Origin of the sequence: Streptomyces sp. NPDC091972 (genome assembly GCF_044756385.1) — a bacterium.
In the GTDB taxonomy this organism is placed as follows: domain Bacteria; phylum Actinomycetota; class Actinomycetes; order Streptomycetales; family Streptomycetaceae; genus Streptomyces.
Map to the genome: position 1 here is coordinate 1 of NZ_JBIVSV010000032.1, position 6,302 is coordinate 6,302.

Consider the following 6,302-nt stretch of genomic DNA (forward strand, 5'->3'; position numbering starts at 1 on the left):
GCGTTCCACCCCTCCACCACCAACCCACGCTCCAACGGACCGATGACATCGACCCGCCCCACCAGCACCGACGGAGCCGCGACCACCTGCTCCAGCACCCACACCAGCCTGCCCAGCAGGTCTCCGGCCACGTCGGCGTCGATCGCGTCCGGCCGGTAGGTCACATGGAGCTTCATGGGCCTGCCCGGCATCACACCGAGGGTCAGCGCGTAGTGGGTCGCCTGGTGACCCTCGATGTGCGTGAAGGCGAGTGCCCCGGGCGCCGACGCCTCCTGGGGCGGCAGAGGGTAGTTCTCGAACATCAGCATGGTGTCGAACACCGCGCCGGATCCGCCCGCCCGCTGGATCTCGGGCAGGCTGAGGTGCTGGTGGGAGAGAAGCGCCGACTGTCGGGACTGCAACTCGGTCAGGAGGTGCAATACCGGCTGGTCGCCGTCGAGACGGACCCGCACCGGCACGCTGTTGATGAACAGGCCCACCATCGACGCGACACCGGGGACCTCGGCGGGGCGCCCGGAGACGGTCGCGCCGAAGACGACGTCCGTCCGTCCGGTGAGGCGGGCCAGGAGCATCGCCCAGGCGCCCTGCATCACGGTGTTGACGGTGAGGCCGTGGCGGCGGGCGAAGGTGGTGAGGCCGTCGGAGAGTTCGTCGGAGAGGGTCAGCTCGTGCTTGTCGGGCAGAACGGGTGCGCGGTCCGGATCGGCGGGGGCGACGAGGGTGGGGCCGTCGACATCCGCCAGTTCGGTTCGCCATGCCTCGCGTGCCGTCTCCTTGTCCTGCCGGGCGAGCCATGCCAGATGGTCCCGGAAGGAGGGCGCCGGGCCGAGTCCGGAGGCGTCACCGCCGGCCGCGTAGATGGCGGCGAGTTCGGTGAGCATGACCGGCATCGACCAGCCGTCCAGCAGGATGTGGTGGGAGGTCATCACGGTCCAGTGCCGCTCGGGGGACAGGCGCACGAGCAGCAGCCGCAGCAGGGGCGCCTTGCCGAGGTCGAACCGTTCCGCCCGCTCCTGGGCCGCCAGCCGGCGCACCTCGGCGAGTGCCTCCTCCTCCGTCAGGCCGGTGCCCGACAGATCGACTTCACGCCAGCGCAGCGGGACCTCGCGCGGGATGAGCTGCACGGACCGGCCCGACTTGCGGCGGTGGAAGCCGGCGCGAAGGGCCGGGTGGCGGTCCAGCAGGGCCCGCCAGGAGGAGCGTAGCCGTCCGGCGTCGATGGGTCCGCTCAGCAGGTCGGTGCGCTGGAGGGTGTAGAGGTCGGGGCCCTGGCCGCCGTACTCGGTGTGGAAGAGCAGACCTTCCTGCAACGGGGAGAGGGGCCAGACCTCGGCGAGTGCCGAGCCGTGGGCCGGGGTTGTGGACGTCACCGGGAGAGTCCTCCTTCGAGGTCCGCTGCGATCGCTTCGAGCTGCTCGACCTCGTCCTGGTCCAGGTCCAGCAGGGGAAAGTCGGACGGTGTGTGGCCGCCGACCGCCGGGTGGTCCGAACAGGCCGCCAGCCCGCGCAGGAGCGCCAGCCAGACACGGCCGAGTTCGTGCACGGTGTCGTCGGCCAGCACTCGGCCCGGGTGGCTGAGGGTGAGGGTGAGCCGGGGTCCGTGGCGGGTGTCCCGCACGACGGCGCCCGCCTCAAGGGCATGGGGTACGGGCAGGTGGGGGTCGTCCGAGCTGTGCAGGGCCCGGGGGGTGGCAGGCTGCCACGGCACGGCGGCGCCGGAGCGACCGGAACCTCCCGGGCCGCGGGCCCCCGCGTCCAGTCGGCCCAGGTAGTTGAAGCCGATCTGCGGTACGGGCAGTTCGGCCAGGACGGGTGCGGTCTCGGCGTTGAGGTACCGCAGCAGCCCGTAGCCCAGCCCGTCACCGGGCACGGCCCGTATCTGCTCCTTGGCGGTCTTCAGGAGCCTCCCGGCCGCCTCCTCGCCGGCCAGCGCACGATCGAGGTCGACACCGCTCACATCGAGCCGTACCGGGTGGGCGCTGGTGAACCACCCGACGGTGCGGGACAGGTCGGCGCCGTCCAGCGGCGTACGGCCGTGGCCCTCGACGTTCACCAGGACAGGCGCGTACGGGTCGTGTCGCCACTGGGCGACGGCTCCCGCCAGTGTGGCGAGCAGGATGTCGTGGACGCCGCAGTGGAACAGGGTGGCCGTGCGCCCTACGAGGGTGGCGGTGTCGTTGTCGTGCAGAGTCCAGGACGCGTGGCGTACGGTCGCCGCCGTGTCCCGGGTGGGGTCGAGGAGCGGCACGCCGGGCAGCGGGACGGCGTCCCGCAGCAGCGCGGTCCAGGCGGGCAGTTCGGCGACCCGGTGGTCCAGGTGTGCCTCCGCCTCCAGCCGTCGCGCCCAGCTCCGGTAGGAGGTGGCGACCGGGGCGGGACGCGGGGTGCGTCCGGCTGCCGCGGCCTCGTACGCCTCCCGGAGGTCCGGGACTAGGATCCGCCACGACACCCCGTCGACGCCGAGATGGTGCACCGCGAGAACGAGCCGCCCGGCCCGTTCGGGTCCGGCGTCCAGCCAGGTCAGGCCCACCATGGCACCGGCCGCCGGGTCGAGCCGGCCCACGGCCGCGCGGGCGGCCTCCTCGGTGGCCGCGGCGAGTTCGTCGGGGGTCGTGGTCCCGGTCGCGTCCACGCGGACCAGGAGAGCGGCGGTGTCCACGGTGCCCCGGGCGCCGACGACCAGTCGCGGCCCGGTGCCGTCGTCCGTCACCCGGGCGCGCAGCACGGCGTGGGTGTCGACGAGGGCCGACAGCGCGGCGGCGAGGGAGTCGTGGCGGACGCCGGGGGGTGCGGCGAGGGTCATCCACTGCGCGAAGGAGCCGCCCGCGACCCGTTCGCCGAGGAAGTGCGCGGCGGGCGTCCAGGGCACCTCCCCCACCTCGTCGTCGCCGCCGGTTGCCCGGTTCCCCGTGTCGACGGGCTCGGCGACGACCGCGAGCCGCTCCGGGGTCTTCTCGTCGAAGATCTGCCGGGGCGTGACGACGAGTCCGGCCTGCCGGGCCCTGGTGACAAGGAGCAGCGAGGTGATCGAATCCCCGCCCAGCGCGAAGAAGCTGTCGTCGGCGCCGACCCGATCGAGCCCGAACATCTCGGCGACGGCGGTGCAGAAGACCTCCTCGACGGGGGTCCTCGGCGCGCGACCGACGGCCTCGGCGCTGAAGTCGGGCGCGGGCAGGGCGTCGCGATCCAGCTTGCCCGTGGGGGTCAGGGGAAGCTCGTCGAGGACCACCACGGTCGCCGGGACCATGTAGTCGGGGAGCGTGCGCGAGGCGTGGGCCCGTACCGCCGCGGCCTCCGGAGCGCGCCCGTCGGCGGGCACGACGTAGCCGATCAACCGGGCGTCGCGGACTGCGGCGACCGCCTGTTCGACGTCCGGATGGTCGGCGAGCGCGGCCTCGACCTCCCCCGGCTCGATCCGGTGCCCACGCAGCTTGACCTGCTCGTCGGCGCGCCCCAGGAACACCAACTCGCCGTCCTGGGTGCGGCGGACCAGATCCCCGGTGCGGTACATCCGCCCGCCGGTCCCGCGCGGGTCGGCGACGAACCGATGGGCGGTCAGCCCCGGGCGGCCGAGGTATCCGCGGGCCAGACCGGTGCCGGTCACGTACAACTCGCCGACCACGCCCCGCGGCACGGCACGCAGGAAGTCGTCCAGGACGTACGCCTCGGCGCCCGTGATCGGGCCGCCGATCGTCAGCGGGCCCGTCTCGTCCAGGGGGGCGGTGACGGTGGAGACGACGCTCGCCTCGGTGACGCCGTACTCGTTGTGCAGGTCGCAGCGGGCCGCCCAGCGTCGGCGGGTGTCCGCCGGGAGGGCGTCGCCGCCGCTCACCAGGACGCGCAGCGCGGGCAGTTCACGGTCCGGGAGGTGGGCGAGCTGCACAGCGGGCATCACGGCGTGGGTGATGCGGTGGTCGGCCAACAGGTCGCCGAGCTCGTCGCCGGTGGTGTGGCCGTCCGGCGGGGCCAGCACCAGCCGGCCGCCGGCGCACAGCGTCGGCCAGATATCCGCCATGCACACGTCGAAGCTCGGTGAGACCAGCTGCACGAGTCGTGTGTCGGCACCGATGGCGTACCGCTCGATCCGGTCGGCGACCAGATTCCGCAGCCCACCCCAGGTGACGGCGGCGCCCTTGGGTGTACCGGTGGATCCGGACGTGTAGATGACGTACGCCGTATGGTCGGCGTCTGTCGGCACCGGGACCGGGCCGTCGTGGTCTTCCGACGGCGGGGTCTCGTCCAGGATCACCACCGGGCCCGGGAAACCGTCCGGAATCAGCGGCCTGGTCCGCGCCGTGCACAGCACGGACTGGGGCGCGGCATCGGCCAGGACGAACGCGATGCGGTCCGCGGGATGATGGGGGTCGACGGGGACGTACGCGCCGCCCGCCAGCGCTATACCGAGCAGAGCGGTGACCAGTTCCACCGAGCGAGGTGCCAGCACGGCCACGCGGGTGTCCGCGCCGACGCCGTGTGCAGCCAGGTGACGGGCCAGCCGCTCGGAGTCGGCGGCGAGTTCGGCGTACGTCACCTCGCGGCCGGCGGCGACGAGGGCGGTGGCCGTCGCGGTGCGGGCGGCCTGGTCGGCGAAGCGGCAGGGCGGGAGCGGGGCAGAGTCCGTGTGGGCTGCCGCAGCGTCCGGCGGGGTGGGTGCAGTGCCGACGCCCGGTACGTCCAGCCGCCCCACCGGCACGGACGGGTCCGCGATCATCTGCTCCAGCACCCGCGTCAGGCTGTGCACCAGCCCCTCGGCCTCCGCGTCGGAGAACAGGGCGAGCCGGTGGGCGAGGCGGACCTGGAGACGGTCGCCGAGGACGACGCCCAGTGTCAGGGGGTAGTGCGTGCCTTCGACGGTGGAGACGTGCTCCGTGCGCAGGGCGTCGGGGGTCTTCGGGGAACCGACCGCGCGAGGGTAGTTCTCGAAGACGAGGACCGAGTCGAAGGCGGAGCGGGACCCGGTGAGCTTCTGCAGCTCAGACAGTCCCAGGTGGTGGGAGCCGATCAGCGCGGACTGGCGGCTCTGGAGCGCGGCCAGCATTTCCTGCACCGGCTGACCGCCGTCGAGCGGTACGCGGACGGGCACGGTGTTCATGAACACCCCGACCATGCCCTCGACTCCCGGCAGTTCGGTGGGACGGGCCGCGACCGGCGCACCGAAGACGATGTCGGTACGGCCCGTGAGCCGCGAGAGCACCAGGGCCCAGGCGCCTTGCAGCAGCGTGTTGACCGTCAGTCCGCCACCCCGTGCGAAGGCCACCAGCCGGGCCGTGAACTCCTGCGACAACTCGCGAATCGCCCGTCCCGCGTCGGCCGAGTCCCGTGCCCGTCCCAGGGGGTCGACAAGGGTCGGTTCGTCCACTCCGTCCAACTCGGCCCGCCACGCGCTCCGCGCGGCCTCCCGGTCCTGCCGGGCCAGCCAGTCCAGATGGTCCCGGAACGAGGGCGCCGGGCCGAGTCCGGAGGCCTCGCCGTGCGCCGCGTACAGCGCGGAGACCTCGTCGAGGACGACGGACATGGACCAGCCGTCGAAGAGGATGTGGTGCGTGACCACGACGAGCCGGTGCCGCTCGTCGGAGAGTCGAACGAGGACGAGGCGCAGCAATGGCGGCCGGGCCGGGTCGAATCGTTTCGCCTGCTCCTCAGCGGCTGTCTCGGCGAGCCGCGCCTCGGTCTCTCGCGCATCTAGCCCGGAGAGATCGACCTCCCGCCACGGGATGTGCGCCTCCCCCACGACAGCCTGGACCAGCCGTCCCGAGGCGAGCCGGTGGAATCCTGCCCGCAGCGTCGCGTGCCGGGACGCCACGCCCTGCCAGGCGGCCCGCAGCCGCGCGGCATCGAGCCGTCCGTTCAGCTCCAGCACCCACTGCCCCTCGTAGACGTCGGGGCCCTGCGCGTCGTAGGCGGTGTGGAAGAGGAGTCCTTCTTGCAACGGGGTGAGCGGCCAGACCTCGGCGAGACCGGGAACCAAGGCCTCCAGCTCGGCGGTCTCGTCCGTGGTGAGGTCGAGGAGGGGTCCTTCGTCCTGCCGTGCCGCCGTGTCGGGGGCGAGGTCGAGTTGGGCGACGGCGGCGAGGGCGGCCGGGGTCTCACGCTCGAAGACGTCCTGCGCGCTGAAGGCGATGCCCTTGCGGTTGCCGCGTGCGGCGAGCTGCATCGACATGATGGAGTCGCCGCCCAGCTCGAAGAAGCTGTCCTGGACCCCGACCTGCTCCCGGCCCAGCACCTCGGCGAACAGTTCGCACAACAGCTTCTCGGCGGCGGTGGCAGGATCACGGCTCTCCACGGCGGTGAACTCCGGTGCG

At 73.0% G+C, this 6,302-nt stretch carries 2 protein-coding genes; both read right to left on the reverse strand.

Going from position 1 to position 6,302, the window contains the following annotated elements:
• The coding region (locus ACIQJT_RS41625; RefSeq protein WP_402650669.1) for a condensation domain-containing protein at nucleotides 1-1,370 on the reverse strand (1,370 nt) is incomplete at its 3' end.
• On the reverse strand, nucleotides 1,367-6,283 hold the full coding sequence (locus ACIQJT_RS41630) for an amino acid adenylation domain-containing protein (protein ID WP_402650670.1): 4,917 nt from the start codon (nucleotides 6,281-6,283) through the stop codon (nucleotides 1,367-1,369). The genes ACIQJT_RS41630 and ACIQJT_RS41625, both read right to left, overlap by 4 nt.
• Nucleotides 6,284-6,302 lie beyond the last annotated feature (19 nt).